Here is a 26357-nt window from a genome sequence, read left to right on the forward strand (position 1 = left end):
CGGCGGTCGGTGAGAGATTTGGCCGTCGGTTCGAGCCCGACCCGGCCCACTGTCAGGCAAAGTCGTGAGTGATAAGGACGGCTTCGGTTCTAATCGTCCTTACCACTCACGACACCCACCATCCATTGTGGACTTTCCCGCTCAGAAGCGTGGAAGGTCCAGCAGGTTGTTCTTCCAGATGCCGTCGGCTCGCGTGCGGAGGAACTCGGGGCCGAAGGTGGGCTTGATGATCTCCACGGCCACCCGGTGGATTCCTTCGTCAACGTAGGCCTTCCCGTCGTCGTCCTCGATCCATGCCACGATCGCCGAAACGAAACTCTCACCGGTTTCGCCGCTGCCGGGGTTGATCCAGCGCAGTTTTGCGATGTTCTCGTGGAACTTCCCACCTTCGAGCCGCGCTGCGATGATCTTGATGGCCATGGTGCTACCTCTTCGGCTGGGTTCCCTCGAAGCGAACAGGGGTAATGCTGTACTCGCCGCCTGCCCGCACCCCGTTACGCCACCCGGGGGCCGTGCCTCGAACGTTACGAGTTCGAGCGGGCCGCCCGTTCTGAGTCAGATGACGCAGACCGCGGCCGTTCCGCCGTGTCAAAGTCCTTTCGCCGGCGGGGAACACCAGCCGGTGGAGAGGGGAAACAGACATGTGCGCTGCCCACAAGACATCGGCCGGACTCCTGGGTTCGACGGGAAGCGTCCTGACCGCGATGGTTCTGGCCGGTTGCGCGCCGGACCCGGCCCCGCAGGCCGCGCAGGCACCGCCTTCGTCGTCCGTCGCGGATTCCGCCGCCGCGGTGACCTGGATGAACGGATTCTGCGGCGCGGTCAAGGATTTCATCGACGGCAACAACAAGATGCAGTCGGCGAGCGGCGACACCGTCGAAGCCATCAAGAAGAGCACGAGCGACCAGCTCGGGCACTACGCGGCCATTCTGATCAAGACGGTCGACGGCCTCGGTGCTCTGCCCGCCGCGCCGGTTCCGGCCGGAGAGGTGGCGAAGCAGGACTTCCTCGCGAAGTACACCTCGGCACGTGACAAGACCGTGAAAGCGAAGGCCGACCTGGACGCGGCGGGGAAGAACGACACGGCGGCGCAAGGTCGCGCGGTCGAGGGGCTCATCGCCGCCCAGAAGGACACGCACAGCGCACTTGATCCGGTCGCGGCCATCCTGGGGGCTCCCGAGTTGAAGACGGCCGCGGCGACCGCGCAACGCTGCCGCCCTTGAGCAGGTTGTCCGCCAACCCCGTCTCGCACCGGGATGATGATGCGAGACAGGGCCGAGTGGGGAAGATCCAAGACGTTCAACGTTCCCGATCTTCCCCACTCGGCTGTGCCGGAGCGGCAAGATCTTGCTGGTCAGACGTGGCAGGCGCACCGCTCACGGGTTTTCCAGCAAGATTTTGCGGAGTCGCGTCAAAGCGCGGTGCTGGGCGACGCGTACCGCGCCCGCCGTCGAACCGACCGACTTGGCCGTTTCCTCCGCCGACAAACCGACGACGATGCGCAGGACGACGATCTCGCGCTGTTTGGCGGGCAGGATCCGCAGCAGCTCACCCATCCGGTCGCTCAATTCGTTGTGCAGTGCGTGCTGTTCCGGGCCCGCTGAATCCGAGACCCCGTCGGGGACTTCGGCGACGGGCTCGGAGCGGTTGCGGGCGGCGGCACGGCGGGCGTCGGCGACCTTGTGCTGGGCGATGCCGTAGACGAAGGCGAGGAACGGCCGTCCTCGTTCGCGGTAGGAGGGCAGTGCGCGGAGGATCGCCACGCAGACCTCCTGCGCGACGTCGTCCGCGGAGGCGTACGTCCGTTCCTGTCTGCCGATCCGCGCCCGGCAGTACTTGATCACGAGCGGGCGGATGGTGGCCAGCAGGTGCTCCAGCGCCCGGCGGTCACCTTGTCCGGCGGCCTCGACGGGCGCGTCGAGGGAGTGCCAGTGGGTCGGCGTCACCTGTTCGGGCTCCGCCTTCGCCGGAGCGCCCGGCTCCACCAGTGCGAGTTCCCGGATCATCGCGCGGTTCTTGATCCGGGACAGGGTGTCTTCGACGTCGAGCCCCACCCTCAGCGCGTCGACGAAGGCTCCGTTGGCGTTGTCCAGGTGGCCGACGAACTCGGGGTCGTGCTCCTCCAGCCGGCCGCGCGCGTGGCGCAAGGTCGCGCTGACCGCCTCGTCCGCGATCCCGAGCACCCCGGCGATCTCCCGTGACGTGAAGCCGTCCAGTGCCCAGGCCATGCCGAGCTGCTGGCGTTTCGGCAGCCGCCCCAGCATGGTCAGGACGGACGACGCCTCGTCGGCGAGAACCGTGAGCTTGTCCTCCCTGCCGGCGTCGGTGAAGGCCCAGTTCCCCCGGACCGCGGTCTGCTCCTTCGCTCGCCGGTGCCCGACGCGGCGGACCCAAATTTTCGGCTGGGTGATGGTCCGCCAGTCCTCGTAGGCGTTGAGCATCGCCTCCGCCGCCGCGTCCCGCGCCGGATCGAGTGCGAACCCCGCCTTGCAGAGAAAGCCGGTGAGCAGCGCGAATTCGGCGTGGAAGAAGTCGTCGAACTCGTCGTGGCTCATCACCCGCACTCACCGCTCTCAGTCGCCTGACGCGCATGCCCTCATCAGGACAGGTGCGGTGAGCGGACCGCCAAGTGTAACGTTTCGGTAAAGGTGATGTTTGAGTTCCCGCCGTGCGTGGTTACCCGGCTGCGAACGGAAGTCGTTTGACGCGGAAGGGAAAATCGGAGAAAAGGAGGTGATAGGAAAATGGAAACGAGGATGGTGAGTGCCCTGAGCGAGGCCGCTTGCCAAGGTGAGGATCCCGAACTGTTCTTCCCGGTCACCGAGACCGGTCCCGGAGCACGGCAGGCAGCCATGGCGAAAGCCGTCTGCGCGCGGTGCCCGGTCACTTCGGCCTGCCTGGCCTTCGCGCTGGACAACGGACTGGCTGATGGCGTTTTCGGCGGGCTGACCGGCAGTGAACGGCGCCGCCTGGTTCGCGTCGGCAATGCCGCCTGAAACCACTCAAACGCGCGACTGAATTTCCTCTGTGGATCTCGTGCGCGAAAAAAGAGGGGCCCGGTTCGGCGAACCGGGCCCCTCTTCGTGGTGGGTCAGGCGACCGCGTCCGCCACGGTCTCCTCGGCCAGTCGCTCGTTCCCAGACTGGGTCTTCAACGGCTTGTGCTTGAGGAAGGCGACGGCGACGATCACCAGCAGCGCGATCGGCGCGCTGATCAGGAACAACTCGCTGGTCGCCTCCCCGTAGGCCTCGCGGACGACGTTCGCGACCGGTTCGGGCAACGTGGCGATGTTCGGCACCGCGTTGCCGCCCTCGCCACCCTGAGGCAGCGGGCCGATGCCCTCGGTGGTCAGGGCGGTGACCCGGTTCGCGAGCACGGCGCCCAGCGCGCTCACGCCGATCGAGCCGCCGAGACTGCGGAAGAACGACAGCGTGGAGGTCGCCGTGCCGAGATCGTGTGCGCCGACGTCGTTCTGCGCCACCAGGACCAGGTTCTGCATCAGCATGCCGACGCCGACCCCGAGGACCACCATGTACGCACCGAGTACGACGAGGTTCGTCTTCGCGTCGAGCGTGCCCAGCAGAGCGAGGCCCACGGTCATCAGGGCTGACCCGAGCAGCAGGTGGCTCTTCCACTTGCCGGTCCGGCTGATCAGCTGGCCCGAAACCGTGGAGGAGACGAGGAGGCCGAAGATCATCGGCAGGCTCAGCAGCCCCGCGACCGTCGGCGACTTGCCGAGTGACAGCTGGAAATACTGCGACAGGAACACTGTCCCGCCGAACATCGCGACACCGACGAGGAAACTCGCGAGGGTGGTCAGCGTGATCGTGCGGTTGCGGAACAGGCCCAGCGGCAGGATCGGCTCGGCCACCTTCGATTCGACGTAGACGGCGAGGGCGAGGATGACCACTCCCGCGGTCACCAGGCAGGCCGTCCACCACGAACCCCACGCGAACTGGTGCCCGGCCAGTGAAGACCAGACCAGCAGTGTCGAGACGCCCGCCATGATCAGGAACGCGCCGAGGTAGTCGACCTTCACCTCACGCCGGATCGTCGGCAGGTTCAGGGTGCGCTGCAGCAGCAGGATCGCCGCGATCGCGAACGGGACGCCGAGGAAGAAGCACCAGCGCCAGCCGAGCCACGAGGTGTCCACCATGACGCCGCCGATCAGCGGGCCCGCGATGGTCCCGACGGCGAACACGGCACCGAAGATCCCCGAGTACTTTCCGAGTTCACGTGGCGAGACGATGGCCGCCATGATCACCTGCGCGAGCGCGGTGAGCCCGCCCGCGCCGATGCCCTGCGCGACCCGGCTGCCGATCAGGAGCTCGATGTTGCCCGCGAACCCGGCGACCAGCGAACCGACCACGAACAGCCCGAGTGAGAGCTGGATCAGCAGTTTCTTGTTGTACAGGTCGGAAAGTTTGCCCCAGAGCGGAACCGTCGCGGTCATCGCGAGCAGTTCGGTGGTGACCACCCAGGTGTAGGACGACTGGGAGCCCCCGAGTTCGGAAACGATGCGCGGCAAGGCGTTCGCGACCACCGTCGAGGCGAGGATGGCCACGAACATGCCCATCATCAGCCCCGACATGGCTTCGAGAACCTGTTTGCGGCCCATCGAGCCCGGTGCGGCGTCCGGTTCTCGTGGTTCGGTCATGGATACGGACACAGCTGTCCCCCTTCGTGTTTCTGTGGTGCCGGGCGCGTCAGTGCGCGCGGCCGCCGGGCTCCGGGAGCCCCGCGAGAAGCATTTCGACGGCTTCGTCCAGTAGCTCGAGCGCGGACACCCGGCCGTCCTGCTGGTACCAGAGGATGAGCGCGGCGTTGACCGCGCCGCCGAGCGTGGACAGCAGCAACGTCGGGTACAGATCCGCCTTGGGATCCACGCCGGCGCGCCGCGCGATGGCCTCGATCGTCGGCGCGACGGTGTCGTGATTCATAGCCACCGCGCGCGAATGCAGGGTGGCGTTCTCGTGGATCGCCTTCATTCGGCCGAGCCACTCTTCGCGGTTTTCGTCGATGTGGGCGATTTCCTCTTTCAGTGCATCGACGAAAGCGCGCGGAGTGCCGACTTCCTTCGGCGTGGCAAGGAATTTTTCGATGGTGCGCCGCGATCGCTCGGCGGTGTCGGCGTGCGCGATGACGACAGCGTCCTCTTTGGACGCGAAGTAGTTGAAGAAGGTGCGCGACGAGACCCCTGCCGCCGCGCTGATGTCCTCGACCGTCACTTGGTCCAGACCGCGTTCGGCGACGAGCCGGACGGCGGTGGTCGCCAGTGCGCGGTGGGTTTCCAGCCGCTTGCGCTCGCGGAGACCTTTGACGGGTTCGGACACGAGCATCACGATACGCCTAAAGATGCAGAGACTGCAAAATTGCAGTTTGTGAACCGTGCCACTGCCGGACGGCCGGGACTCGCCTGGCAGACTGCGGCGGGTGAGCGGAACGGTGCTGGTACTGGGCGGGCGAAGCGAGATCGGCCTCGCGGTCGCGGAGCGGCTCGCCAGGGGCGGGGCGCGCAAGATCGTGCTGGCCGCGCGACGGAGTGCGGACCTCGGAGCCGAGTCCGAGCGAGTACAGGCCGCGGGCGCGGAGACGGTCGACGCGGTCGAGTTCGACGCCGACGACCTCGCCGGGCACGGTCCGTTCCTCGAGAAGGTCGTCGCGGAGCACGGACCACTGGACGTCGTCCTCACCGCTTTCGGGATTCTCGGCGACCAGGCGCGTGCCGAAGCGGACGCCGGGCACGCCGTCGCGATCGTGCACATCGACTATGTGGCTCACGTGAGTGTGCTGACTCAGGTGGCCACTGTGCTTCGTGAGCAAGGAAGCGGAAGCCTGGTGGTGTTCTCGTCGGTCGCCGGGGTGCGGGTCCGGCGGGCGAACTACGTCTACGGATCGGCCAAGGCGGGCCTCGACGGTTTCGCGAGCGGTCTGGCGGACGCCCTGCACGGCACCGGTGTGCACCTGCTGCTCGTCCGGCCCGGTTTCGTGATCGGCCGGATGACCGAGGGCATGTCGCCGGCGCCGTTCTCGAGCACACCCGATCAGGTCGCCGACGCGACGGTCGCCGCGCTCCGGAAGCGCCGGGACACGGTGTGGGTGCCAGGACTGCTGAGGCTGGTGTTCGCCGTGATGCGGGTGGTGCCGCGCGCGATCTGGCGCCGGATGCCCCGATAGGAAGCGCAGCGCGGTCAGTCCGGCACTCGGTGTCGCGACGGGTTGTCTGCTTGATCACTTTCGCTGGTCCGAACGGGCTTTAAGACCCGTTCATGACACGTTTCTCAGGTAATTCCCAGCTAACGCGGTGATCCTCGAACGTGGGGGATCGTTCACGGAAGCGGGGAGAAGGTCGTGCTGCTGACGTCGCGGGGACGGCGGATCGGCGGCCGCGTCGCACTGGGCCTGGTGTCGACGGCGGTACTGGGGATCACGGGTTACGCGTGGACCCAGTTGAGTCGTTTGGACGAAGCGATCGTCACGGCCGATGTGATCGCGCCCTCCGCCCAGGTGCCCGTCGGCCCGGCGGGTGAGCCGCTGAAGGTGGCGCAGAACATCCTGCTCGTCGGAATCGACTCGCGTACCGACACCAACGGGAATCCGTTGCCGCAGAACGTCCTCGACGCGTTGCACGCCGGTGCCGGCGACGCCGGTGGCGACACCACCGACACGATGATCGTCGTCCACATCCCGGCGGGCGGGGCCGCGGCCACTGCCATCTCCATCCCGCGCGATTCCTATGTGGACATCGTGGGTGGCTTCGGCAAGCACAAGATCAACTCGGCGTACAGCCGCGGCAAGAACGCCGCGATGAGTTCGCTGCGCGCACAGGGCCTGACCGGCGCGCAGCTCGAGGTCAAGGCCAACGAAGCGGCCGCCAAACTCACGATCCAGACGATCGAGCAGTTCACCGGGCTGTCCATCAACCACTACGCCGCCGTCAACCTCGCCGGGTTCTCCGCACTGAGCGAAGCCGTCGGCGGGGTCGAGGTCTGCCTCAAAGAACCGGTGCAGGACAAGCGCTCCGGGGCTTCGTTCCCCGCGGGGAAGCAGTTGCTTTCCGGGCCACAGGCGCTCGCTTTCGTGCGGCAGCGGCATGGACTGCCCAGCGACCTCGACCGCATCGCGCGGCAGCAGGCGTTCCTCTCCAGCATGGCCAAGACCATGCTGGACGCCGGGACCTTCACCGATCCCGCGAGGCTGAGCGCCCTGGCAGGCGCGATCCAGGGCTCGGTCGTACTCGACCGCGGCTGGGATGTGGTGAGCTTCGCGCGACAGCTGCGGGGGATGAGTTCGGGAGCGCTGAAGTTCCAGACCATCCCGGTCCAGAGCCTTTCCCTGCCGACGCCGTCCGACGGCGACGCGGTGAAGGTGGACCCGGCCGAGGTGAAGGCGTTCGTGGAGTCCGCGCTGACGTCCACGAGCGTCGCCGCGGTGGGGGAGCCGACCGGCGGGATCGGGATCAAGCCGGTCGCGGCGACCTCCTCTGTCGCCGCTCCGCCTTCGTCGTCTTCCGTGCCGCCTGAGCCGGCCGGCTGCGTCAGCTAAGTACGTGAAGGCCCCTTCTCGTCAGGCCGCTCACTGTCACGATCGGGCCGGTACGGCAGGACTGTGTGGATTTTGGGACATCTGACGTCCCAAAATCCACCCAGTCAGCCACCATGGCCCGGCACCGCGAGAGGGCGCGTGTCCCCATGCCTCCTTGAGGCATCAACCGAGGCACCGTGGGAACGGCCAGTCACGCGTGTCGTCCGTCAGATCACACGAAAGCGCTTTGCCCGGTGATGGCCTTTCCGACGATCAGCGTGTTCATCTCGCGCGTGCCTTCGAACGAGTAGATCGCCTCGGCGTCGGTGAAGAACCGCATGATGTCGTTGTCCAGCACGATCCCGTTGCCGCCGAAGATCTCCCGGCCCCAGGCGACGACCTCTCGCATCCGCGAGGTAACGAACGCCTTGGCCAGCGACGAGTGCTCGTCCTTGAAGATCCCCGCGTCCTGCAGCCGTGCCAGTTGCACCAGCATGCCCCACGACGCGGTGATGTTGCCGAGGCTCTTCACCAGCATGTCCTGCACCATCTGGAACCGCGCGATCGGACGGCCGAACTGCTCGCGCTCCTTGGCGTAGTCCAGCGCGAGTTCGTAGGCGCCGATCATCACGCCCAGTCCCTGCCAGGCCACCCCGCCACGGGTCGCGCGCAGGATCTCCGCGACGTCGCGGAACGAGTCGATGCCCTGCAGCCGGTTGGCCTCCGGCACCCGGACGTCGGTCAGCGTGATCTCCGCGTTCTCCACGATCCGGAACGCGAACTTGTTCTCGATCTTGACCGGGACGAACCCGGGTGAGTCCTTCTCGACGACGAAACCCTTGACGTTGTTGTCGCCCTCGTCGCGGGCCCACACGATGACCAGGTCCGCGAAGGTCGCGTTCCCGATCCACTTCTTGGCGCCGTTGAGGATCCAGGTGTCACCCTCACGTCGAGCCGTGGTGCGCATGCCGCCCGCGACGTCGGAACCGCCGAGCGGCTCGGTCATCGCGAACGCGCCGATCTTGTCCATCGCGGCCATCGACGGGAGCCAGCGATCGCGCTGCTCCTGGTCGCCACCCGAGTAGATGCTGTACATCGCGAGTCCGTTGTGGACACCGAAGAACGTGGCCACGGAGGGATCCGTGCGGGTCATCTCCATCGCCATCATGCCGCTGAGCAGGTGGCTGGTGGCCGGGAGGTGCTCGCCGTAGCCCTCGTAGGGCAGCCCGGCGAGGCCCTGCTCACGGAACTTGCCGACGAGCTCGTGCGGGAACTCACCCTTCGCCCAGTACTCGTTCACGAGCGGTTTGACCTCGGTGCGCATGAAATCGCGTGCCTTGAGCAGCAGCTTGCGCTCCTCGTCCGGCAGCAGGGCTTCGTAGCCGTAGAAGTCGGCGGTCAGCTGCTCTTTCAGTGTGCTGGTCATCTCAGTTCTCCTCCGTCCGGGCACTGTCCAAAGCGGACAGAACCGCGAGCTGCTTGCGGTCGCGCGTCTCGGCGAGTTCCGAGTACGTGGAGGAGCCGTAAGCGGATTCCACGGCTTCGATGAGCCGTTCCTGTTCTTCCGGGTCCTGCGAGGGCTGCCCGAGGCCCGCCCACATCTTCTTCATCGACTTGCCGATGTGCTCGGCCATGTGCCGGTAGCCACCGGGGCCGCCGCCCAGGTGCGAGCCGAGGAACGGCCCGACGGTCGACCAGCGGATGCCGAGCGAGTTCGTCATCACCGTGTCCACTTCGGACGGGGAAACGACGCCCTGTTCCACCAGGTAGATCGCCTCGCGGCTCAGCGCGTTCTGCAGCCGGTTGCCGACGAAGCCGGGGATCTCCTTGCGTTCCACCACCGGCGTGCGGCCGACGAACCGGTAGAACTCCACGGCCCGGTCCACCGACTCGGCACTCGTTCGCTCGCCGGGCACGACCTCGACCAGCGGGATCAGGTGCGGCGGGTTGAACGGGTGCCCGATCAGGACACGCGACGCGTCGCCGAGGTCCGCCGCGAACGCCGTCGAGGGGATCGCCGAAGACGAGCTGAGCAGCAGTGCGTGCGACGGCGCCTCGCGGACCAGCGTCGCGAACAGGTCCTTCTTGAACTCGACGTTCTCGGGTCCGTTCTCCTGTACGACATCGGCGTGCCGGACGGCTTCCGTGATATCAGTGGCGAGGTGGACGCGAGGGGCGAGGGCCGCGGCGTCCTGGCCGAGATGCGGGGCGTAGGCCTCCAGTGCGCCGGTGACGGCGTCGGCGAGGTCCGGCCGCGGGTCCGAGACCCAGACGTCCATCCCGTGCGAGGCGAACAACACCGTCCACGAAAGGCCGATGGTCCCCGCGCCGATCACCGCGGCGGTGCGAAAAGTCATGACCGCGCTCCCTTCAGGTAGTCGAAGACCGGTTTGACCGGGGCGAGTGTCAGGTCGGTGAGGATGTGGCTCGCGGCGACGACCTCCAGCACGGGGAGATCGGCGAGCGGCGCCAGGACGTGCTGGAACAGTTGCAGCCGCGCGGGTCCGGTCCACGCTTCCTTGACCACCACGTCGGTGATCTCGGTGCGGACCAATTCGAAGACCCGCGGCGAACCGTCGTAGTCCGGGATGGTCTTGAGCATGAACGTCGGCACCGTGATCTGGGCTTCGGCTTCGCGGACGTCCAGCCGGTGGTGCTTGTAGCCCATTGTCGCGGTCGCGACGCGCTGGCTGCCGTAGTCGAGTGTCCCGACGAGTGCGCCGTTCTCGGCGAACAACTCCGGCGAGCCGATGGTCTTCGGGTAGGCGCTGATCTCGCGGCCGGACGCGGTGGCCGGGAAGTTGTCGAGGTACATCGCGTGCAGGTATTCGCCGCGCTCGCCCTCGAAGCTCACCGGGATCGCCTGGCCGGACTCGGTGTAGGGCCCGTAGCCGCTGACGTCGCCCATCTTCATCACCTCGAACCGCACCAGCGGCTCGTCGATTTCCAGGGGCTCCGGGACGACGGCGCGCAGGGCGTCGGCGTCGGTGCGGTAGACGATGTTGAGGTACTCGCGGTTGGTGAACCGGGGCACCACCGGCGCGTACGCCGGGTTCGTGAGCGGGGTGGTCACGTGCTGGAGAACTTCTTGCTGCTTCATGTCACTCACCAGTCCTCTCACTTGAAGTCCACTGTGGAGCGCGGCGTTCGGCGAAGGCCTGCATGCCCTCGCGGACGTCGGCCGACTTCATCAGCGCCGGCAACTCCGAACGCTGGGTGGCAAACGCTTGCGCGTCCGGAACGCCGTCGGCGGCGCGGACGATCTTCTTGACCAGTGCCAGCGCCAGGGGAGCGTTGGCGGCGACCTGTTCGGCGAGTTGCAGTGCGACGGCGGCGGCCTCACCGGCCGGGACGATGCGGTTCACCAGGCCAAGGCTTCCGGCGCGCTCGGCGCTGATCGGCTCGCCGGTGAGTAGGAACTCCATCGCCAGGTGGTGCGGGATCCGCTTCGGCAGCCGGATCACGCCACCGCCGGCGGCGATCAGCCCGCGCTTCACCTCGGGCAACCCGAACTTCGCGTCTTCGGCGGCGACGATCAGGTCGCAGCCCAGCGCCAGTTCGAACCCGCCGCCCATGGCCCAGCCTTCGACGGCGGCGATCAGCGGTTTCGACAACTCGGCCTCGGTCAGCCCGCCGAATCCGCGGCCGGGGATCTCGGGCGACTCGCCCTTCAACGCGGCCTTGAGGTCCATGCCCGCGCTGAACGAACCGTCCGCGCCGGTCAGGACCCCGGCCCGCAGCGCGGGATCGGATTCCAGGAGGTCGAGTGCTTCGGCCAGACCGGCCGCGACGGCGGCGTTCACCGCGTTGCGGGCCTGCGGCCGGTCGATCGTGATCAGCAGGGTGCCGCCGACCTTTTCGGTCCTTACTTCGTTGATGCTCATGGTCTTCCTCAGTTCACAGAAGTGAGTTCGCGCAGGACGTCTTCGGTGTCCTGGCCCGGCAGGGGAGCCAGGCGCCGCACGGAACCGGGGGTCGCGGAGAACTTCACCGGGATGCCGATGGTGCGGATCGCGCCCTCGCTCGGGTGCTCGACGACGTCGAGCAGGTGGCCGTCGCGGACGTACTCGTCGTCCTGTGCGGTGTCCAGTTCCAGGACCGGGGCCATCGGGATGCTGTGCTTCGCGCAGACCTCGGTCCACTCTTCGGTGGTCAGTGCCGGGGCGCAGTCGGCGATCATCTCGGCGAGCGCTTCGTGGTCGGCGCCGTCGATGGCGTCGCCGTTGACCCGCGGGTCCTCGGTCAGGTCCGGCCGTCCCGCGGCCTGGAAGAAGTCGCGGAAGTTCTGCGGGTTGTAGGGGATCACGCAGGCCATGCCGTCCTTGGTGTGCACGGCCTTGTGTCCGGGGTTCATCGACGGGCCGAAGCCGGTCGGGCTTTCCGCGGGCTCGAAAACGTGCCCGGCCAGGTGTTCGACGAGGTTGAACGCGATCAGCGTGTCGGTCATCGGGATCTCGACGCGCTGGCCCTCGCCGGTCTTGTCACGGTGCACCAGCGCCGCGAGCACGGTGTAGGCGATGGTCAGGGAGGAGACCTTGTCGCCGATGATCGTCGGCAGGTACACCGGCTTGCCCAGCGCGCGGTTCGCGATATCGACCAGGCCGGACGCGGCCTGCACGGTCTCGTCGTAGGCGGCGTGGCCCGCGCGGTCGGAGTCGCTGCGGAAGCCCTGCGCGTGGGCGTAGACCAGGCCGGGGTTGCGCGCGGCGACGTCGGCGTAGTTCATGCCGAGCCTGCTCAGCGCGCCCGGTCGCATGTTGGTGATGAGCACGTCGGCGGTGTCGATCAGTTCGAGTGCCTGTTCGCGCTGCTCCTCGTCCTTGAGGTTGAGGGCGACGCTGCGTTTGTTGCGGTTCACGTTCAGGTTGAGCGCGGTCATTCCCGGCGTCGTGCGGAATTTGCCCACCCGGACGGTGTCGGCGGGGGACTCGATCTTGATCACGTCGGCGCCGAGGTCGCCGAGGATCTGCGCGGCATACGGGCCCATGACCACCGTCGAGAGGTCGATCACGCGAACGCCGTCCAGTGGTCCGGTGGCGGTCTGAGTCATCATTGCTTCCCTTCGCCGTTGTTCGCTCTACCTTCGAAGTTAGGCGCGAATAGTGATAAAGGGAATGATCAAGAAAAGAAGAATGGTATGACCACAGTGGTCATACCATTCTGGTGTCCCCATTGGGCTCTGGTGAGAAGTAAATATCCAGGAGAGGGCGGAACCGATTCCTGTATCGTCGATCTCGGCTCAGCACGGTGACCGGCTCGTTCGCCGGGTTGGAGCCGGGGCGAAGCGTGATTCGTGTGATCAGGCGACAGCGGTGCCGCGCCACCCCAGATCGCCATCTCACCCGCATGCGGCACCTTCCCGCTCAGGTCGAAAGCGGTTCGGCGAAGATCTCGCGGACACCTTCGACGAGTCCGGCGAGGTCGCCGTCCTCCGCGCGGTCGCGGCGCCAGACCAGGGCGGTCTCCAGCCGGGGCCGGAAATCCGTGAACGGCAGGATGGTGGCGCCGTCGACGAGGAACAGGTGCATCGGACTGGCCGGATCGAGCATCGTGATCGAGAACGACGAACCGTTCGCCACCAATTCTGAAATGCCCGAATATTCGGTTCCGCCGACTTTGAGCCTTTTCTTGATCCCCGCGTTGAACAAGGTGCGGTCCATATCGTCCGAATAGGCCGGAATGCTTTCCGAGGCGGACGCGATGTAGGACAGATCACTCAGTTCGGCGATGTCCACCGTTTCCCGCCCGGCGAACCGGCCGGCGGGCACGACGGCGCCGAGCCGCTCGACCTGCACCGGGATCATCTCCAGCGCGGGATCGGTCACCGGCATCCGGACCAGCGACAACGCGAGTTTGCCCTCGTGCACCGCGGCGACCAGGTCGGGGGTCGTCCCCGGCCAGCGTTTGAGTTCGAACCGGTCGTGACAGTGTTCTTCGAGCCGTTTGACCCGCTCCCGCAGTGCCGGGTGCACCCCGGCGGGCATCCCGACGAACACCGTGCTCCGCCGCGGTTTCACCGCTTCCCGCAGCCGCCAGGGAATGGCGTTGACCTGTTCGAGGACGTCCCGCGCGATGGGCAGCAGCGCCGCGCCCGCCGCGGTGAGCGTCACGTGGTGCGTGCTGCGGTCGAACAGCTTGTGGCCGAGTTCGTGTTCGAGATCCTTGACGCGCTGGCTCAGCGGGGAGGCGGCCATATGCAGTTTCCTGGCCGCCTGGGAGAAGTTCAGTTCCTCCGCGACGGCCACGAAGTACCGCAGGTGCAACATCTCCACGTGATCACCCTAACCGGAAAGTCACCGTGAACGCGGCTCCGCCTTCCGGTGCGTGCCCGCGGTCGGCGTCCCGCCCATCCGGGTGACCAGACCGTTGGCCAGCGCGAGCCCGATGCCGAACCGACCGGGCGGCTGTCGCGGTACCGCTTGTTCAGCACCCCGCGGCCGGACGCGACCGGGTAATCCTCCGGTGCCAGCCCGGACCCGCCAGGCGCGCCTGCTCCTCGAAAGACGTCAGGGAGAACACGACCGGAGCGCCTGCCGGAGTCACCCGAAGGGTGTTCTCGGCCAGCCCGTCGACGACTTGGCGAAGCCTTCGCGGATCGGCGATGACCGGGACCTCGCCGGGTGGCCGCTCGACCAGCAGCGTTGCCGGCGAAGTCGTTGTGCTTCTTTTGCGCCGGTCCTCGGCCCTGGCATCGAGGTTCGCGACCGCCCGGGGTGTCGCAAAGAGTGGAGAACCCGTCGCAGGCCAGCCCGGAACGTCTCGTCTTCGCGGGTGAACCTGTGCGTGCGGACACCCGGGTCGCCGGAACCGCCACGGTGACGGTGACCGCCGCTCGGACAAACCGAGCGCGCGCTCGGCGCGATGCTGGGCGACTACGGTCCCGCGACGGTGCGGAACACGAAGTTCTCCGCACTCGGCCTCCAGAACCTGACGAGCCGCTCCTGCTGGGGCGCGGGAACGGCCGCGGACAGCGGGTGTTTCCTCGACACCGTCGCCGATCTGACCACTGTGGACACCCGGATCGTGGCGACCGGCCGGGCCGACCTCGGCCACCACCGCTCGCTCTGGCGAGCGGTGGTGCCAGGCAAGGCGTACACGATGACGTTCCGGTTGAGCAGCCTCGACCACGTCGTCCCCGCCGGGCACCGGCTGGCGCTCGTCCTCGGCGGGACGGACGCGGACATGGTCGACCCGGCCCTGCCCGCGACCGGCGCCCGGGTGACCTTCGATCTCGCTGGAACCTCGCTTACGGTCCCGATCGCTCCCCGCAATTAGTCCTCTGGTTGCGATAGGCGACGGCCCCGGCGCTGTGGTTGTCGCGAAAGCCACTTTCGAGACGTCAGATGTCCCGAAAGTGGCTTTCGCGACATGCCAGACGGGACCCGCCCTCTGCCGCTTCCTCGCGCGGCGCCCCATAAAGTAGGCGCATGCCAGCCCCACGACGTACGCAGGAGGAACGCAGCGCCGCGATGCGCGTCAGGCTGCTCGACGCCACGATCGACTGTCTCGTCGAGTACGGCTACGCGGGCACCACGACCACTCGTGTCGCAGACCTCGCCGGGGTGACCCGCGGTGCGCAGGTGCATCACTTCCCGACCAAGACCGATCTCGTCACCTCCGCGATCCGGCATCTCGCGGCCAGGCGCACCGAGGTCGCGATGGCGGAGATCGACCGGCTCAAGGCGTCGGCCGATCCGGTCGGGGACGCGTTGCAGCTGATGTGGGAGATGCATCAGGGCCCGGTCTTCTCGGCGACCGTGGAACTGTGGGTGGCCTCGCGCACCGACCCGGATCTGCGTGCGCAGATGGCGGTGGTCGAGCCGATCGCGACGAGCAGCCTTGTCGAATTCGGCAAGGCGCTGCTTCCGGGCCATTCGGCGCATCCGGAGTTCCTGCACGCGGTGTACACGGCGATGGACGTCGTCCGCGGCATCCTCATCGCCAGCTGGGCGACCCGTGACCAGGCCGAACTGGAAGCCCGCTGGGAGCGCGGCCGACGTCACTTGATCCTGCTGTTCGAAGCGCTGATGCAGCCCGCTCCCTCTCGCTAGGCATGTTACTCTCCCAGGGAGAGTGAGGAGGTCACGTGCTCGGAGACCCGTACGACCCCGACTGTCCCACCCGCGCGCTGCTCGACCGCATCGGCGACCAGTGGACCGTGCTGATCGTCGGTGTGCTCGGCGACGGCCCGCTCCGGTTCACCGAGATCGGCAAGCGGGTGCGCGGCATCTCGCAGAAGGTCCTCACCCAGACGCTCCGCAGCCTCGTCCGCGACGGCATCCTGACGCGCACCGCGTACCCGGAGATCCCGCCGCACGTCGAATACGAGCTGACCGCGCTCGGGCGCAATCTCGCCGAACCACTGGAGATGCTCGATCGGTGGGCCCGCGTCCACATGGGCGAAGTCCTCGACTCCCGCAAGAGCCACGACGGGCAGCTCAGCGCTTGACCAGACCGGCCTCGTGCGCCAGCAGCCCGGCCTGGGTCCGGTTCGCGCAGTCCAGTTTGACCAGCATCCGCGACACGTAGCTCTTCACCGTCGCCTCGGCCAGGTGCAGCCGCGCCGCGATGTCCGCATTGGACAGCCCTTCGCCAAGACAGGTCATGACGTCTCTTTCCCGCTCTGTCAGCCCTCCGGTCTTCCGGCGCGCGTCGTCGCCGCGACGCCGTCCGTCGGCCGACATCGCCACCAGTCGTTGCGCCGCTTCGGGGGAGAGCACGGTGTGCCCGTCGGCGGCGACGCGGACCAGCCCGATGAGGTCCTCGGGCGGCGTCGACTTCACCAGGAACCCGGCTGCGCCTGCCCGCAGCGCGCGGATGACGTAGGTGTCCGCGTCGAACGTCGTCAGCGCGACGACGGCGGGCGGTTCCGGGAGTTTCGCGATCCGCTCGATGGCGGTCAGCCCGTCGACGCCGGGCATCCGCAGGTCCATCAGCACCACCCGCGGCCGGTGCCGGACCACGGCTTCGACCGCCTCGGCGCCGTCCTGTGCCTGCGCCACCACCTCGATGTCGGCCGCGGAACCGAGGATCGTCCGCAGATGCGCGCAGACCATCGGTTCATCGTCGACGACGACCACCCGGATCACGCGTTTCCCTCCGTCGTCGGGACGTAGGCGGGCAGTATCGCATCGACGCGGTACCCGCCGCCCGCCATCGGGCCCGCGTCGAACCGGCCGCCGATCAGCTCGACGCGTTGCCGCAGCCCGGCCAGCCCCGCGCCGGACCCGCTGCCCGCCAGCGCCGGATCCGGCGCGGCACCGCGTCGCGTGTTCTCCACCGTCACGTCCAGACCACCCGCGTGATAGCGGAGTTCGACGGTGACGTTCGAGCCGGGCGCGTGCTTGCGGACGTTCGTCAGCGCTTCCTGCACGACGCGGTACGCGGTGCGGGCGACGGCCGGGGAGATCCGCCCGGGATCGCCGTGCACGGTCAGTTCGGTCGGGATGCCCACCGACGCCGATTCCGCGACCAGTGTCGCCGGGTCGCCGGCCGTGCCGTCGGTGAGCGTGCGCGGCTCGGCGTTCGCGCCGTTGCGCAGCACACCGACGAGATCGCGCAGTTCGTCCAGTGCCAGCGCGCCCTCACGCCGGATGTCCTCGGCGGAGGCCCGCACCGCTTCGTCGGCCGAGACGACGCCGAGCGCGCCGGCGTGCAGCACCATCAGGCTCAGCCGGTGGGTGACGACGTCGTGCATCTCCTCGGCCAGCTTCCGCCGTTCCTCGGCGCGGGCGCGTTCGGCCAGCAGGTGCTGCTCGCGTTCGGCGCGTTCGGCACGGTCCCGCAGCGAGCGCAGCAACTGGCGCCGCGCCTCGAAGTACAGCGAGATCGCGGTGGGGAACGCCGTGCCGAGCAAACCGAACGGGGTGGTGTTCCACTGCGCGTCCCACGGCCGGGACGCGCAGATTACCAGGATCGCGGTCAGCCAGAGCAGCGTCCGCCGGTCCATCAGGCGGGCCAGCTGGCTCAGTACCACCGGGGTGATCGTCGGGACGGTCATCAGCGTCAGCTGCCGCTCCGGCACCAGCAGCCCGGGGGAGAACAGGTCGGAGGCGAGCATCAGCAGCGCGCCCGCGGTGACCAGGCCCGCGATCAGCCGCGGGAACCGGAACAGCAGGATCAGCGAGAGATCGAGCAGCACCTGCATGGTGACACCGGCGGCGGGCCCCGCCCAGCCGGTCGTCGGCTCGCCGAACACGTACAGCGAGATGTCCAGGCCCACGAACGCGAGCGACGCCAGCGTGAGCCACAAGGTGTCGACCGGACCGGGCCGGAACGGCCTGCTTTTCTCCACGGGACGACGGTAACCAGCCGGGGACACTGACGCCGGGGATCCGCAACTTTCGGTTATCCGGTCACCCTCCTTACCCGGTTTCCCGGGCGGTGCGTTCGCGGTGGACTGGGGATCATGAGCAACGCGACTCAGACAGTCCAAACTGGACAGGTGCGGGAAGCGGCTTTCGCCGGCCTGCCGGTGTTCGCCGTCGCCACGCTGGCCGGAGCCGCGCTACTGGCCACGAGCGGCCGGTACGCGCACGGCTTCGACGAGCTGTACTTCCTGATGGCGGGACGGGAACACCTGGCGTGGGGCTATTTCGACCAGCCGCCGTCGATCCCGGCGCTGGCCGGGGCGATGGACTCGCTGTTCCCCGGTTCGCTGGTGATGCTGCGCCTGCCGATGACGCTGGCCGCGGCGGCGGGGGTGGTCGTCACCGCCCTGATCGCCAGGGAACTGGGTGGTGGACGCGGCGCACAGGTGCTCGCGGCCGGGCTCTACGCGGCGTCCGGGGTGATCATCGTCAGCCACTGGACCGGCACCTATGTCCTCGATCCGTTCCTCTGGACGGTGATCGTCTGGCTGGTCGTCCGCTGGGTCCGCACCCGCAGTGACGGGCTGCTGGTCTGGGCGGGCGTCGTCACCGCGATCTCCCTGCAGACGAAGTTCCTCATCCCCGCGTTCTGGGCGCTCGCCCTCCTGAGCGCGCTCGTGCTCGGGCCGAGGGAACTCCTGCGGCGGCCGAAGTTGTGGCTGGGCGCGGGGATCGCCGCCGTCGCGACCGTCCCGACCCTGCTCTGGCAGGCGGCCAACGGCTGGCCGTATCTGATCATGAACGACGTCGTGGCGGCGGAATTTCCCGGCACCTGGCCCTTCCTGCGCGACGGCTTCCTGACGGCGGGTGTCGGGGCGGGCGTGCTCGCGTTCGTCTACGGCCTCGTCCGGCTGAACTTCTCCCGCGAACTTCGCGGCCATCGCTTCCTTGGGGTGGCGATAGTCGCGCTCATCGTCGCGTTCCTGCTGCTGCACGGGCGTTCCTACTACCTGATGAGCGTCTTCGCGCTGCCGTTCGCCGCCGCGGCGACGGGTTTCGTGAAGCACGTTCCCCGGTGGCGGCTGATCGCCTGGCCCGCGATGGTGCTTTCGGCGGTGATCACCCTCGCGGGCCTGCCGATCTACCCGGCGGGCATGACGCGGACCAGCTTCGGCCCGATCACCCTCGGCAGTTCCTTCGCCGGTGGCGAACTACCGCAACAGGAACTGGTCAAGGCGGTCGGCGGGACCTACGCCGCCCTGCCACCGGAGCAGCGAGCACGCACCGCCGTCTTCGCCGAGATCTACCCGTTCGCCGCCGCGACCGAGTTCTACGGCCCGCGGTACGGCATCCAGCACGTTTACAGTGGCCACCGCGGTTACTGGTACTTCGACCGGCCACCGGAGTCCGCGGACAGCGTGCTGTTCCTCGGCTTCGACCCGGAGCTGCTCAAGCCGTACTTCGCCACGGTGACTCCGGTGGTGGAAGGGCTGCTGTGGCGGTACGACGGCAGGCGGGGTTCGTGGGACGAGATCTGGCCGAAGTTGGAGAGGCACTGACGATGACCGAATTTCCTTTATCCGCCAAGGCGTATCTGCTCGCCTGTGACGTCGGCAAGGGCAAGCTGCGGGACAGGCACCGGGCGAGCCTGCTCGTCAGCGGCGCCGCGATGACCGACCTCGCGTTGCGCGGGCGCGTCGCCGACGCGGACGGCCGGGTCACGGTGTCCGGCGCGGGGCCGACAGGCGACCTCGTCCTCGACGAACTGCTCGCCGAGATCGCGGGGGAGCGCCCCCGGAAGTGGAAATGGTGGGTGCGCAAGGACGCGCGCGGCATCTTGGAGGCGGTGGAGTCCCAGCTCGACACGGCGGGCGTGATCGAGATGAAGACCGGCCGGACGCTGGGCCTGTTCCCCTCGCGCCACCCGATCGTGCGGGATCCCGCCGTCGTCGACAGGCTGCGCGTTCTGGTCGATCAGGCGTTGCGCGGGTCTTCACCGGTATCCGATGTGGACGCCGCACTCACCACGCTCGTGGCCGCTGTCGAACTCCGTGACGTCATTCCCGGCAAGGACAGGCGCCGCTACAAGGAGCGGATCGAGGAGCTGACCGAGCAGGGCGGGGACGCGGTTCCCGCACTGCGGAAGCTGTTCAAGGAGATGCGGGCGGTGCAGGCGTCGGTCGCGTCCTCACCCGGCGGGAGCTGAGCCGAACAGCCGGTCGAGGTAGTAGTCCACAGTGGACAACGCCTCGTCCGGTGTGCGGTGCTGCAGCACGATGTTGGTGCCCTGCGAATCCGCGAGCGCCCAGAGAATCGCCGATTCGTGCTCCGGATCGGCCGACTTGTCGACATCGCCCGCGTCCTGCCCCTGGCGGATCAGCACGGCGAACAGTTCGAACAACTGGGGAACGCCGTCGGTGTACGCGGCCGCGAAGGACGGATCGGAGATCGCGCGGATGAAGAACGCGACGCCCATCAGCCAGTCGCCTCGGGCGCGTTCGTCGAGCGGCAGGATCTCGGTCATGATCGCGCGGAGGATGGTCTTGGGGGTCGACGGCAGTTCCCCGGTCTCCAAGCGGGCTTTGAGTCGCTCCTCGTAGACCCGCGAGCGGCGTTCGACGGCGAACAGCAGCATCTCGTCCTTGGTCTTGAAGTAGTGCTGCACCAGGCCCATCGACATACCCGCTTCGGCGGCGACATGCCGGAGGCTGACCCCTTCGAGGCCGCGCGTGGCCGTCAGCCGCGTCAGCGCCTCGGCGATCTCCGCGCGGCGCGCGGCGTGATCCACCTGCTTCGGCACCCTCACCATCCGTTCCGCCGTTTGCAATGCGATCGCATTGCCACTACTGTCCCACGCTATTACGATGCGATCGCATTGTAAACGACCGTCGGGGGTGAAATCGGTGGAAGCCGATCGGGGGAAGGTGCGGCTGAGGCCGCCACGGAACGCGTTGGATCAGCGGGTCGTCGGCTGGTGGCGGCTGCAGGGGTCGCTCTTCTGGGTCCCGCCGGTGCTGGTGCTGGCGCTGCTCGGACTGCTCATCGCGCCCGCACGGTTCTGGCTCCTGACGCCGGCGGCGGTGTTCGCGGTACTGGGCCTGGCCTGGGTGATCGCGATGCCGCTGTGGTGGTTCAAGGTGCACCGCTGGGAGGTCACGGAAACCGCGGTGTACACGCGTTCCGGGTTCTTCTGGCAGGAGTGGCGCGTCGCGCCGATGTCGCGGATCCAGACCGTGGACACCCTGCGCGGGCCACTGCAGCAGGTGTTCAAGCTCGCGACCGTCACGGTCACCACGGCGTCGGCGCGGGGCGCGGTCAAGATCCGCGGGCTCGACCACGAACTGGCCGCGAGCCTGGCTGAGCAGCTGACCGAGACGACGCAGGCGACGCCGGGGGACGCGACATGACCTCGGGCGAGTTCGAGGGCTGGAGCACGCTCGACAAGCGGACGCTCGCCGTCACGGCGCTGACGCTCGCGGGCGCGGCCGTCGGCGCCGCGATCCCTGTCACGGTCGCGATCGTCGGTGGCGGCGCGAGGTTCTGGGTCGCGCTCGCCTGGGTCGTGGCCGGTGGGGTGGTGCTCGTCGGCTGCGGCGTGCTGGTGGACCTGTTCAACTGGAAGGCGGTGCGGTACCGGGTCACGCCGGACCGGCTGGAGACGGCGTTCACGCTGGTCTTCCGGTCACGGAAATCCTTGCAGCGCGAACGGATCCGCAACGTCGACCTGACGGCGAACCCGCTGCACCGGCTGTTCGGCGTCGCGGTGGTGACCATCGGCACCGGCTCGCACGAGTCGGGCGGGCAGGGCAGGATCAAACTCAATCCCGTCTCGCGCGCCGAGGCCGAGCGGTTGCGCGCGGATCTCCTCCGCCGCGCGGAAACCGCGGAGACCGACGAGGACGCGCCGCTCTCCGAACTGGACCGGAGCTGGATCCGCTACGCGCCGATGTCGTTCCTGACCCCGACACTCGGCCTCGCGGCGGGCGGCGGGCTCATGCAGATCTCCGAGTGGGCGGGGTTGCAGAAAGGTTTGGTCGACTGGGTGATCGGCCTGTTCCGCGGCATCCCGCTGGTGGTGGCGATCCTGATCCTGCTGGCGATCGCGATGGTCGTCGGCCTGGTCGGCGCGCTGGGCCTGTGGGTCGAGATGTGGTGGAACTACCGGCTCGACCGCGAAACCGGCGGCACGCTGCGGGTGCGTCGCGGACTGTTCACCACCCGCTCGATCTCGATCGAGGAACGCCGCCTGCGCGGCATCGACCTCGTCGAGCCGCTGGGGAACCGGATCTCCGGCGCGGCGCGTGTCGACGCGATCGCCACCGGTATGCGGCAGAGCGACGACAACGACAAGACCGACTACCACACCCTCCTGCCCGCCGCGCCGATCGCGACGGCCAACCGGATCGCCGCGGAAGTGCTGCGCGAACCGGTCTCGCCGACCGAAGCTGTCCGGCTCACCGGACATCCACGCGCCGCGCGGGCACGGCTGCTGCGCTGGTGGGTCGGCTCGGTGGTGCTGCTGCTGGCGATCTTCGCGCTCCTCGGCTTCCTGCTGACCGACGTCCTGCTGGTGATCGGTGCCGCGCTCGGCGTCGTGCTGCTGCCGGTTTCGGTGCTGCTGGCGCTGGACGCCTATCGCAACCTCGGGCACGGGATCACCGGACGGTACCTGGTGGGGCGCCACGGAACCGTGCGGCGGAGCACGTTCGCCCTGGAGCGCGACGGCGTGATCGGCTGGACGGTGAAGCAGTCGGTGTTCCAGCGGCGCAAGGGTTTGCTGACCGTCGTCGCGACCACGGCCGCCGGTGGCGGGGCGTACTCGGTGTACGACACGGGGGAGGAACAGGGCCTGCTGTTCGCCGAGGAGTCCGTGCCGGAGCTGCTGACGCCGTTCCTGGAACGAGCCTGACAGCGTGAGTGGTCCGTGAAGGCCCCCTTGAAGGACCCAGAGTCCCTCAAGGGGGCCTTCACGGACTTGAGGAGTGCCACAGCGGCCTCACCTGTCACAGCACCTGTGCGTGACGGCCTCCTTCACTACCTTGAGAGTCAGGGTCACGGCAAAGTCGCGGAGCGGCTGGTCAGCGCTAGTGCCTGCGGGCGTGTGCTGGGGTGCTCTCGGGGAAGGCCTGTCCCTGAATGGGGACACTCAACGTCAGCTCATGCAGCGACGAAGATCCGCCTGACCTGCAAGACCTCGACTTTGCCGAGACCCCTACCGTGAGAGTAGGGGAGGAGACCTTCACGGACTCCTCGGCGGGACCGGACACATCGGCAGTCACCGAAGCGTCCGCTGGTTACCGTCGTGCCATGACCGCATTCGCCGCACTGCACGTCCCCGGTTCCCCGCTGCTCCTGCCGAACGTCTGGGATTTCGGCACAGCCGCCTTCCTGTCCGCGCGAGGGTTCCCCGCGCTCGGCACGACGAGCCTCGGCGTCTCGGCCGCCGAGGGCGAGCCGGACGGTGTCCCGTCCTCGAAGGACGCCACCGTCCGGCTGGCCGGGCGGCTCGCCGGGCTGGACGCGCTGATCAGCGTCGACCTCGCCGACGGGTTCAGCGACGACCCGGGCGAGGTGGGGGCGCTCGCCGCGGAACTCGCCGAAGCCGGTGTCGCGGGCATCAACCTCGAAGACGTTCTGGGCGACCCGGAGCTGCACGCGGCCAAGATCGCGGCGGCGAAGAAACGCGCTCCCGGTCTCTTCGTCAACGCGCGCACCGACACGCATTGGCTGGGGGAGCCCGATATCGAGGCCGCGATCAAGCGCTCGTTGTCCTATGTGGACGCCGGAGCCGATGGCGTGTTCGTTCCGGGGCTCGCCGAGCCAGCCGACGTCGAACGGCTGGTGAAGGCCACCTCGACGCCGGTGAACCTCCTGTTCCTCCCCGGCAAGGTCACCGTCGCGGCGCTGGCCGGACTCGGTGTCGCGCGGGTCAGCCTCGGTTCGCTGCCTTACCGGATGGCACTGGCGGCCACGCTCCGTACGGTGGAGGCCGTTCGCGACGGCGGCGAACTCCCCCTGACCCCGCCGTCCTACGACGACGTCGCGGCCTTGCTCCCGGAAGCTCGTTGACCTCGGGAACGCCGTCCCGCCCGGATGTCTGAGCCCATCGGTGTCGCAGTCGGAGAACCAGACCGCGGCGAAATAGACCCGATTGTCGGCGTCCGGAGCTGCGCTCGCTCGATACGTTGGCGGGTAGCCGAATCCAGGAGGGGCAATGAACGAGCGCGTATCTCCAGGGCAAGCGCGAGCCAGGCTCGCGGCGGAGCAAGCCCGTGACGACCCCACGACGTACACGGCGGATGTGGGAACGCACTACGCCGAAGGATTCGACGAGCTGGACAAGCCGCAGGGGATTACGAACCTCGGCAACGGCCGAGTCCGGTTCACCGCCTACGCCTACACCTACCTCCGCCACGTGACGGGTCATCGAGACGGCTCTATCGATGCCAGCGGGCAGATCAAGCTTGCCGGAGACTATTTTCCGGTGATCCGCGAACGGTAGAGTCCGGGCTGAGTTGCCAGGTGGTGCGTTGCGATCCCGGTACGAGTGAGCGGGAGCGAAGTTGCGGGCAGAGCTGAGAACGCCTGTTATGGGAAGCGGCCAATTCGCCGTCCCGCCCGGATATCTGAACACCCCGAGCATCGGTATCCCGCCATCGCACGTGGCCGACGCGGTGGCGGGGGCGGTCGAACGGTGGCGGCGCGGCGAGGCCCGCCCGACGGATTTCGACGAGCCCGTCGCGCGGACCCGGGCGGGGTTCGGCGCGCTGATCGGGGTCCCGGCGGAGCGGGTCGCGGTCGGGGCGTCCGTCTCGCAGCTGATCGCGAACGTGGCGGCCGGGCTGCCCGACGGCGCCAGCGTGCTGGTCGCCGTGAACGACTTCACCAGCGTCACCTTCCCGTTCGCGGCACAAGCGCACCGCGGGGTGAAGGTCACCGAAGTTCCGTTGGCCGAACTGTCCGGGCGTGTCGAAGGGCACGACCTCGTCGCGGTCAGCGTGGTCCAGTCGGCGGACGGCGCCCAGACCGACCTCGGCGGGCTCCGCGCCGCGGCCGAGGCGGCGGGCACGGCGGTCCTGCTCGACGCCACCCAGGCCGCCGGCTGGCAGCCACTCGACCTCGGCTGGGCCGACTGGGTGGTCGCCGCCGGTTACAAGTGGCTGCTCGCGCCGCGCGGGGCGGCCTGGCTGGCCGCGCATCCGCGGGTGCGGGAGCGAGCGGTGCCGGTGGCCGCGAACTGGTACGCCGGGGAGGACCGCGGGCAGACCGTCTACGGCCTCCCGCTGAGGCTCGCGGAGGGCACCCGGTCGCTCGACCTGTCCCCGGCGTGGTTCTCGTTCGTCGGTGCCGCCGTCTCGCTGGACTACCTCGGGTCCTTGGACCTCGACGCCGTCCGCGCGCACTGCGTGGGTCTCGCCGACTCACTCCTCGGAGCACTCGGTTCACCCGGTCAGGGGAGCGCGATCGTCTCCCTCGACGCGGACGCCGACAGGGTGAAGGAAGCGGGCATCGTGGCCGCTACCCGGGCCGGAAGGCAACGATTCGGGTTCCATCTCTACAACACGGCTGACGACGTAGAACGGGCGATAAGCACGTTCAGGTGAACCGCCGGACCGGCGTGAACTACCGTATGTTCCCGTGGTTGGTGCGCAATTTAACCCGGGAGCGACGGAAACGGCCCGGCTTCAGCCGGTGCGACCGGCAGGGCCGGGCGGGCCACCGCCCGCGCCGAAGCCGCCGAGGGACACCAAGGGCCTGGCGCTGAAAGGTGCCGGGCTGGTCGCCATCGCGGTCGTCTCGGCCCTGCTCTGGTGGCTGATCCGGCACGAGCCGGAGACGGCCCCTGTCGCGAACACGCCGTCGAAGACCGGCCAGTTCCAGTACACGCTGATCGAGGGCCCGCAGGTCACCTCCGACTGCGCGAGCAAGTCCTACGGCGACACCAAGGCGTTCTTCACCGAGACGCCGTGCACACGGCTGTCGCGGGCGCTGTACACGACCGAGACCGGCGGGAAGAAGGCGCTGGTGTCGGTCGTCCTGGTCACCATGCCGGGCGAGGTCACCGCGACCCAGCTCAAGACGCTCACCGACAAGGACGGCACGGGAAACGTGTCCGACCTGGTGCGCGACGGCACCTTCAAGGGGCAGGGCGTCCCGAAGATTTCGGGGCAGGACGCGGCCTACGACTCCCACGTCACCGGGCCCGAGGTGGCCATCGTGCTGGCCGGTTTCTACGACAAGCAGACCGACAAGCCGGTGCTGGAGCGGATCGCGACCGACGCCTTGCGACTTTCGGGTGACCTGCGCCGCTGAGTTTTCAAGTACGTGAAGGCCCCTTTGTTGCGTGTAGCGCAATGAGCCTCTTCGTTCTGGGCCGAGGAGCGAAGGGGACTTCCCCGCCTGGCCTGTGGGAAAGCGACTTTCGCGTGCCCAAGTTGTAGATGCTTCCCATGCCTGCACGGTGACGTCGTGAAGGAGGCCTTCGCGGACTGCCAGCGCCTCGCCCGCCTGAAGGGGCCTGCA

Annotated in this window: 28 protein-coding genes and 1 pseudogene; 15 read left to right on the forward strand and 14 right to left on the reverse strand. The window is 68.2% G+C overall.

What is annotated here, in order from left to right; all coding sequences use genetic code 11:
• Positions 1 to 141: 141 nt before the first annotated feature.
• The gene (locus ACM6LU_RS08985; RefSeq protein WP_414937167.1) at positions 142 to 420 is read right to left on the reverse strand and encodes a DUF3892 domain-containing protein; all 279 of its coding nucleotides are present in this window, start codon (positions 418 to 420) and stop codon (positions 142 to 144) included.
• Between the two features lie 221 nt (positions 421 to 641).
• Between ACM6LU_RS08985 and ACM6LU_RS08990 the strand changes: the two genes are divergently transcribed.
• Positions 642 to 1223, forward strand: coding sequence for a hypothetical protein (locus ACM6LU_RS08990; protein ID WP_414937168.1), 582 nt, complete (start codon positions 642 to 644; stop codon positions 1221 to 1223).
• A gap of 153 nt (positions 1224 to 1376) precedes the next feature.
• On the opposite strand, the gene shbA is transcribed toward ACM6LU_RS08990, so the two are convergent.
• Positions 1377 to 2555, reverse strand: coding sequence for an RNA polymerase sigma factor ShbA (shbA, locus tag ACM6LU_RS08995; protein WP_414937169.1), 1179 nt, complete (start codon positions 2553 to 2555; stop codon positions 1377 to 1379).
• A 189-nt stretch (positions 2556 to 2744) separates the two neighbouring features.
• Here shbA and ACM6LU_RS09000 point away from each other — a divergent pair, with 189 nt between their 5' ends.
• The gene (locus ACM6LU_RS09000) at positions 2745 to 2996 is read left to right on the forward strand and encodes a WhiB family transcriptional regulator (RefSeq protein WP_414937170.1); all 252 of its coding nucleotides are present in this window, start codon (positions 2745 to 2747) and stop codon (positions 2994 to 2996) included.
• A 95-nt stretch (positions 2997 to 3091) separates the two neighbouring features.
• On the opposite strand, the gene ACM6LU_RS09005 is transcribed toward ACM6LU_RS09000, so the two are convergent.
• Both ACM6LU_RS09005 and ACM6LU_RS09010 read right to left on the reverse strand, forming a co-directional pair.
• Positions 3092 to 4618 carry an MDR family MFS transporter gene (locus tag ACM6LU_RS09005; RefSeq protein WP_414937931.1) on the reverse strand — a complete coding sequence of 509 codons (1527 nt, stop codon included), beginning with the start codon at positions 4616 to 4618 and terminating at the stop codon, positions 3092 to 3094.
• Between the two features lie 88 nt (positions 4619 to 4706).
• Positions 4707 to 5339 (reverse strand): TetR/AcrR family transcriptional regulator, encoded by a 633-nt coding sequence (locus ACM6LU_RS09010; RefSeq protein ID WP_414937171.1) that lies wholly within the window; start codon positions 5337 to 5339, stop codon positions 4707 to 4709.
• Positions 5340 to 5433: 94 nt separating this feature from the next.
• On the opposite strand from ACM6LU_RS09010, the gene ACM6LU_RS09015 reads away from it, so the two are divergent.
• The gene (locus tag ACM6LU_RS09015) at positions 5434 to 6177 is read left to right on the forward strand and encodes an SDR family NAD(P)-dependent oxidoreductase (protein ID WP_414937172.1); all 744 of its coding nucleotides are present in this window, start codon (positions 5434 to 5436) and stop codon (positions 6175 to 6177) included.
• Positions 6178 to 6351: 174 nt separating this feature from the next.
• Positions 6352 to 7545, forward strand: a complete 1194-nt coding sequence (locus tag ACM6LU_RS09020) for an LCP family protein (RefSeq protein WP_414937173.1) — start codon at positions 6352 to 6354, stop codon at positions 7543 to 7545.
• A gap of 211 nt (positions 7546 to 7756) precedes the next feature.
• On the opposite strand, the gene ACM6LU_RS09025 is transcribed toward ACM6LU_RS09020, so the two are convergent.
• From ACM6LU_RS09025 to ACM6LU_RS09055, 7 genes and pseudogenes are all read right to left on the reverse strand, one after another.
• Positions 7757 to 8950 carry an acyl-CoA dehydrogenase family protein gene (locus ACM6LU_RS09025; RefSeq protein WP_414937174.1) on the reverse strand — a complete coding sequence of 398 codons (1194 nt, stop codon included), beginning with the start codon at positions 8948 to 8950 and terminating at the stop codon, positions 7757 to 7759.
• 1 nt (position 8951) lies between these two features.
• Positions 8952 to 9881, reverse strand: a complete 930-nt coding sequence (locus tag ACM6LU_RS09030; RefSeq protein WP_414937175.1) for a 3-hydroxyacyl-CoA dehydrogenase NAD-binding domain-containing protein — start codon at positions 9879 to 9881, stop codon at positions 8952 to 8954.
• A complete protein-coding gene (locus tag ACM6LU_RS09035; RefSeq protein ID WP_414937176.1) occupies positions 9878 to 10624 on the reverse strand; it encodes an acetoacetate decarboxylase in 747 nt (248 codons plus the stop codon). Before ACM6LU_RS09035 ends, ACM6LU_RS09030 begins: the two co-directional genes overlap by 4 nt.
• A gap of 1 nt (position 10625) precedes the next feature.
• Positions 10626 to 11408, reverse strand: a complete 783-nt coding sequence (locus ACM6LU_RS09040) for a crotonase/enoyl-CoA hydratase family protein (protein WP_414937177.1) — start codon at positions 11406 to 11408, stop codon at positions 10626 to 10628.
• Positions 11409 to 11416: 8 nt separating this feature from the next.
• On the reverse strand, positions 11417 to 12574 hold the full coding sequence (locus tag ACM6LU_RS09045) for a CaiB/BaiF CoA transferase family protein (RefSeq protein WP_414937178.1): 1158 nt from the start codon (positions 12572 to 12574) through the stop codon (positions 11417 to 11419).
• Positions 12575 to 12887: 313 nt separating this feature from the next.
• Positions 12888 to 13796 carry a LysR family transcriptional regulator gene (locus ACM6LU_RS09050; protein ID WP_414937179.1) on the reverse strand — a complete coding sequence of 303 codons (909 nt, stop codon included), beginning with the start codon at positions 13794 to 13796 and terminating at the stop codon, positions 12888 to 12890.
• Between the two features lie 4 nt (positions 13797 to 13800).
• Positions 13801 to 14166, reverse strand: a pseudogene (locus ACM6LU_RS09055) (ATP-binding protein); the annotation flags it as partial.
• A gap of 219 nt (positions 14167 to 14385) precedes the next feature.
• On the opposite strand from ACM6LU_RS09055, the gene ACM6LU_RS09060 reads away from it, so the two are divergent.
• From ACM6LU_RS09060 to ACM6LU_RS09070, 3 genes are all read left to right on the forward strand, one after another.
• A complete protein-coding gene (locus ACM6LU_RS09060; RefSeq protein WP_414937180.1) occupies positions 14386 to 14799 on the forward strand; it encodes a CocE/NonD family hydrolase C-terminal non-catalytic domain-containing protein in 414 nt (137 codons plus the stop codon).
• A 194-nt stretch (positions 14800 to 14993) separates the two neighbouring features.
• Complete coding sequence (locus tag ACM6LU_RS09065; protein WP_414937932.1) at positions 14994 to 15575, forward strand: TetR/AcrR family transcriptional regulator; 582 nt, start codon at positions 14994 to 14996, stop codon at positions 15573 to 15575.
• A gap of 35 nt (positions 15576 to 15610) precedes the next feature.
• Entirely contained in the window at positions 15611 to 15973 is a 363-nt protein-coding gene (locus tag ACM6LU_RS09070) for a winged helix-turn-helix transcriptional regulator (protein ID WP_414937181.1), read from the forward strand.
• On the opposite strand, the gene ACM6LU_RS09075 is transcribed toward ACM6LU_RS09070, so the two are convergent.
• Together ACM6LU_RS09075 and ACM6LU_RS09080 are read right to left on the reverse strand one after the other, a co-directional pair.
• Positions 15963 to 16613 carry a response regulator transcription factor gene (locus ACM6LU_RS09075; protein ID WP_414937182.1) on the reverse strand — a complete coding sequence of 217 codons (651 nt, stop codon included), beginning with the start codon at positions 16611 to 16613 and terminating at the stop codon, positions 15963 to 15965. The genes ACM6LU_RS09070 and ACM6LU_RS09075 overlap by 11 nt on opposite strands.
• A complete protein-coding gene (locus ACM6LU_RS09080; RefSeq protein WP_414937183.1) occupies positions 16610 to 17818 on the reverse strand; it encodes a sensor histidine kinase in 1209 nt (402 codons plus the stop codon). Before ACM6LU_RS09080 ends, ACM6LU_RS09075 begins: the two co-directional genes overlap by 4 nt.
• A gap of 114 nt (positions 17819 to 17932) precedes the next feature.
• Here ACM6LU_RS09080 and ACM6LU_RS09085 point away from each other — a divergent pair, with 114 nt between their 5' ends.
• Both ACM6LU_RS09085 and ACM6LU_RS09090 read left to right on the forward strand, forming a co-directional pair.
• Positions 17933 to 19393, forward strand: coding sequence for an ArnT family glycosyltransferase (locus ACM6LU_RS09085; RefSeq protein WP_414937184.1), 1461 nt, complete (start codon positions 17933 to 17935; stop codon positions 19391 to 19393).
• A 2-nt stretch (positions 19394 to 19395) separates the two neighbouring features.
• On the forward strand, positions 19396 to 20040 hold the full coding sequence (locus tag ACM6LU_RS09090; RefSeq protein ID WP_414937185.1) for a GOLPH3/VPS74 family protein: 645 nt from the start codon (positions 19396 to 19398) through the stop codon (positions 20038 to 20040).
• Here ACM6LU_RS09090 and ACM6LU_RS09095 read toward each other — a convergent pair.
• Positions 20023 to 20643, reverse strand: coding sequence for a TetR/AcrR family transcriptional regulator (locus ACM6LU_RS09095; RefSeq protein WP_414937186.1), 621 nt, complete (start codon positions 20641 to 20643; stop codon positions 20023 to 20025). The two genes, ACM6LU_RS09090 and ACM6LU_RS09095, sit on opposite strands and share 18 nt — an antisense overlap.
• 55 nt (positions 20644 to 20698) lie before the next feature.
• Here ACM6LU_RS09095 and ACM6LU_RS09100 point away from each other — a divergent pair, with 55 nt between their 5' ends.
• The 6 genes from ACM6LU_RS09100 to ACM6LU_RS09125 all read left to right on the forward strand — a co-directional run bounded on the left by ACM6LU_RS09100 (position 20699) and on the right by ACM6LU_RS09125 (position 26147).
• Positions 20699 to 21241, forward strand: coding sequence for a PH domain-containing protein (locus tag ACM6LU_RS09100; RefSeq protein WP_414937187.1), 543 nt, complete (start codon positions 20699 to 20701; stop codon positions 21239 to 21241).
• Positions 21238 to 22743: a PH domain-containing protein gene (locus ACM6LU_RS09105; protein ID WP_414937188.1), complete on the forward strand. Its 1506-nt coding sequence runs from the start codon at positions 21238 to 21240 to the stop codon at positions 22741 to 22743. Before ACM6LU_RS09100 ends, ACM6LU_RS09105 begins: the two co-directional genes overlap by 4 nt.
• Before the next feature lie 398 nt (positions 22744 to 23141).
• On the forward strand, positions 23142 to 23903 hold the full coding sequence (locus tag ACM6LU_RS09110) for an isocitrate lyase/PEP mutase family protein (protein WP_414937189.1): 762 nt from the start codon (positions 23142 to 23144) through the stop codon (positions 23901 to 23903).
• A gap of 145 nt (positions 23904 to 24048) precedes the next feature.
• On the forward strand, positions 24049 to 24336 hold the full coding sequence (locus tag ACM6LU_RS09115) for a hypothetical protein (protein ID WP_414937190.1): 288 nt from the start codon (positions 24049 to 24051) through the stop codon (positions 24334 to 24336).
• Between the two features lie 88 nt (positions 24337 to 24424).
• Positions 24425 to 25438 carry an aminotransferase class V-fold PLP-dependent enzyme gene (locus ACM6LU_RS09120; protein WP_414937191.1) on the forward strand — a complete coding sequence of 338 codons (1014 nt, stop codon included), beginning with the start codon at positions 24425 to 24427 and terminating at the stop codon, positions 25436 to 25438.
• An 88-nt stretch (positions 25439 to 25526) separates the two neighbouring features.
• Complete coding sequence (locus ACM6LU_RS09125) at positions 25527 to 26147, forward strand: hypothetical protein (RefSeq protein ID WP_414937192.1); 621 nt, start codon at positions 25527 to 25529, stop codon at positions 26145 to 26147.
• Positions 26148 to 26357: the final 210 nt, after the last annotated feature.

Origin of the sequence: Amycolatopsis sp. cmx-11-51 (assembly GCF_047608665.1) — a bacterium.
Classification (GTDB): Bacteria; Actinomycetota; Actinomycetes; order Mycobacteriales; family Pseudonocardiaceae; genus Amycolatopsis.